The sequence below is a fragment of the Collinsella tanakaei YIT 12063 genome, assembly GCF_000225705.1.
Taxonomy (GTDB): domain Bacteria; phylum Actinomycetota; class Coriobacteriia; order Coriobacteriales; family Coriobacteriaceae; genus Collinsella; species Collinsella tanakaei.
This window is the reverse complement of record NZ_JH126477.1, coordinates 1-2,549: the sequence shown is the minus strand read 5'-3', so window position 1 is coordinate 2,549 and position 2,549 is coordinate 1. Positions and strand designations below refer to the sequence as shown.

The following is a 2,549-nucleotide window of genomic DNA, read 5'->3' as shown; positions in this document are numbered from 1 at the left end:
ATCCGCGCGGGTGCCGTAAACTCGCTAATGGCGCGCCGCCCCTCTCGGAGCGGCGCGATAATGGGTGTCGCATACCGCCGCGCCCCGCGAGGGGCGCTAGGCGGTCAGATGCTTCTCACTTCTCCAACTTTCATTGCAGCGCCGCCGCGCCCGCTCGGGCGTCGGCGGCGAATATATGATTGAGAATCGATCAGATCAGATGTTGAATCTAGATCCATGCTCGCTATGCGGCTCTCAAGGTACGCGGGTGCGTGCCCCGGGGACCGGACGCTGCGGGCTGCTCGCCGGGAGGACAGGCCGGACGGGTTTTTCCATCATCCGCGCCGCCTATTCGAGTTGGGTATTCTTCCTGGAAGATGCTTCTCCCTAGAAAGGAGGTGATCCAGCCGCACGTTCCCGTACGGCTACCTTGTTACGACTTCACCCCCCTCACCCTCCACACCTTCGACGCCTCCCCCCTCGGAAGGTTGGGCCGGCGGCTTCGGGTGCAGACGACTCGGGTGGTGTGACGGGCGGTGTGTACAAGGCCCGGGAACGCATTCACCGCGGCATGCTGATCCGCGATTACTAGCAACTCCGACTTCATGGGGGCGGGTTGCAGCCCCCAATCCGAACTGGGGCCGGCTTTGAGGGATCCGCTCCGGCTCGCGCCATCGCATCCCGCTGTACCGGCCATTGTAGCACGTGTGCAGCCCAGGGCATAAGGGGCATGATGACTTGACGTCGTCCCCGCCCTCCTCCGGCTTGACGCCGGCGGTCCCGCATGGGTGCCCAGCCTGACCTGCTGGCAACATGCGGCGGGGGTTGCGCTCGTTGCGGGACTTAACCCAACATCTCACGACACGAGCTGACGACAGCCATGCACCACCTGTGTGCGCTCCTCTCGGCCACCGGGTCTCCCCGGCTTCACGCACATGTCAAGCCCTGGTAAGGTTCTTCGCGTTGCTTCGAATTAAGCCACATGCTCCGCTGCTTGTGCGGGCCCCCGTCAATTCCTTTGAGTTTTAGCCTTGCGGCCGTACTCCCCAGGCGGGACGCTTAATGCGTTGGCTGCGGCACGGAGGGATCGTCCCCCCACACCTAGCGTCCATCGTTTACGGCTGGGACTACCAGGGTATCTAATCCTGTTCGCTCCCCCAGCTTTCGCGCCTCAGCGTCGGTCTCGGCCCAGAGGGCCGCCTTCGCCACCGGTGTTCCTCCCGATATCTGCGCATTCCACCGCTACACCGGGAATTCCACCCTCCCCTACCGGACCCGAGCCGCGGGGTTCGGGGGGCGGACCGGGGTTGAGCCCCGGGATTTGACCCCCCGCCTACGCGGCCGCCTACGCGCGCTTTACGCCCAATGAATCCGGATAACGCTCGCCCCCTACGTATTACCGCGGCTGCTGGCACGTAGTTAGCCGGGGCTTCTTCTGCAGGTACCGTCTTGACTCGTCCCTGCTGAAAGCGGTTTACGACCCGAAGGCCTTCGTCCCGCACGCGGCGTCGCTGCGTCAGGGTTGCCCCCATTGCGCAAGATTCCCCACTGCTGCCTCCCGTAGGAGTCTGGGCCGTGTCTCAGTCCCAATCTGGCCGGTCGGTCTCTCAACCCGGCTACCCGTTGTCGGCACGGTGGGCCGTTACCCCGCCGTCTACCTGATGGGCCGCGGAGCCATCCCCTCCCTCCGGAGATTTGCCCGGCGCCGCATGCGCGGCTCCGGGGTCGTCGGGTGTTACCCGCGGTTTCCCGCGGCTATCCCCGAGGAGGGGGCAGGTTCTCCACGTGTTACTCAGCCGTTCGCCACTCGCTTCCCTCCGAGGAGGGGTGCCGTTCGACTTGCATGTGTTAGGCGCGCCGCCAGCGTTCATCCTGAGCCAGGATCGAACTCTCCGTCCAAAGTATGCTTGGGCGCGGATGAGCCCGTCCGGCCGGCTGTAACGCCGATCGGATCCATTCGAATGTAAAAGCCGTTTCCTGCTCGGAAAGGAATCGTAAGGGTTCGCCTTACTCATCTGACTATTCCGTACATCACTGCTCACCATCGAAATGGTTCTTAAGTTCTGTCTCCCGGCGATCGACCATGCCCTCGGCACGGCCTCTCGCCTCGCAGTATCCGGTTCTCAAGGTACGCGCCGCCGGTCGCTCCCGCGCCGCGCGGCAAGGAGATATATTGCCATACCCGGGGCGCCGCGGGGGCGCCATTCCCGCCCTCCACGGTTCCTACACATACGGGGGCCGATGACTGAATACAAGCATGCGCTTAGATCAGCTGTACCCGCGGAATCCGCCCAACCACCCGCTTGATCATCGCGTCGCATTGGCGGAGGCTGCAGGCAGCCCGCTTCGCCAGGATAGAAAATCTCCATTAAATCGGTCGTGCAACTCCAACAAAACGTTCCTGAGCAAAACGACCTTACAAGGATGCAGATTGCGACATCCGTGTCCATCGGCTGGAATACCGTCCAAATCTTCGATATTTTAATTGGCGCGGCGGAAGTCTGTGATAAGAATCGGTCTTTTCCTCGAAATACGCCCTATATAGATAAGAGTGAGATTAAGAAAAGCGG

General features: G+C 62.5%; 1 rRNA gene. It reads right to left on the bottom strand.

Annotated features, from left to right (window positions below):
• Window positions 1–370: 370 nt before the first annotated feature.
• A 16S ribosomal RNA gene (locus tag HMPREF9452_RS11070) occupies window positions 371–1,878 on the bottom strand.
• Window positions 1,879–2,549 lie beyond the last annotated feature (671 nt).